This is a genomic window from Streptomyces doebereineriae (assembly GCF_031845645.1).
Classification (GTDB): Bacteria; Actinomycetota; Actinomycetes; order Streptomycetales; family Streptomycetaceae; genus Streptomyces; species Streptomyces canus.
Map to the genome: position 1 here is coordinate 1 of NZ_JAVREZ010000156.1, position 480 is coordinate 480.

The 480-nt window shown below is 67.5% G+C and carries 1 protein-coding gene; it reads left to right on the top strand.

Annotated elements, in window-relative coordinates; genetic code table 11:
• Positions 1 to 247 precede the first annotated feature (247 nt).
• On the top strand, positions 248 to 480 hold a 233-nt coding region (locus tag RNB18_RS51205; RefSeq protein ID WP_311720950.1), incomplete at its 3' end, for a DsbA family protein.

The window sequence follows — 480 nt, forward strand, 5'->3', positions numbered from 1 at the left end:
GCCCTCTTCTGGGCCTCGTCGCGGGACAGGTTTTCACCGGGCACGGGCACTCCTTCGTGACGCGCGTCATGTGTCGTGTTCGAACCCATTGATCCTTGCACGCGTCCCGGGGAGCCGGTATCCGGTTATGCGGCCGGGGCCGGAGAGCCCCGTCCGGGAACGGGAGACCCCCTCGGTCCGGGAATGGGAGACCCCCTCGGAGGCGTTCACGACCGCAGCAGCAACAGGCCCTTTCCTGAGGAGAGACATGTCCCGGAACACCGCGGCGAACGGCAAGACCCCGGCCGACTTCTGGTTCGACCCGCTCTGCCCGTGGGCGTGGATGACCTCCCGCTGGATTCTGGAGGTCGAGAAGGTCCGCGACATCGAGGTCCGCTGGCACGTCATGAGCCTCGCCGTCCTCAACGAGGACAAGCTGGACGAGGTGCCCGAGGAGTACCGGGACATGCTGGAGAACCAGGCGTGGGGCCCGGTCCGGGT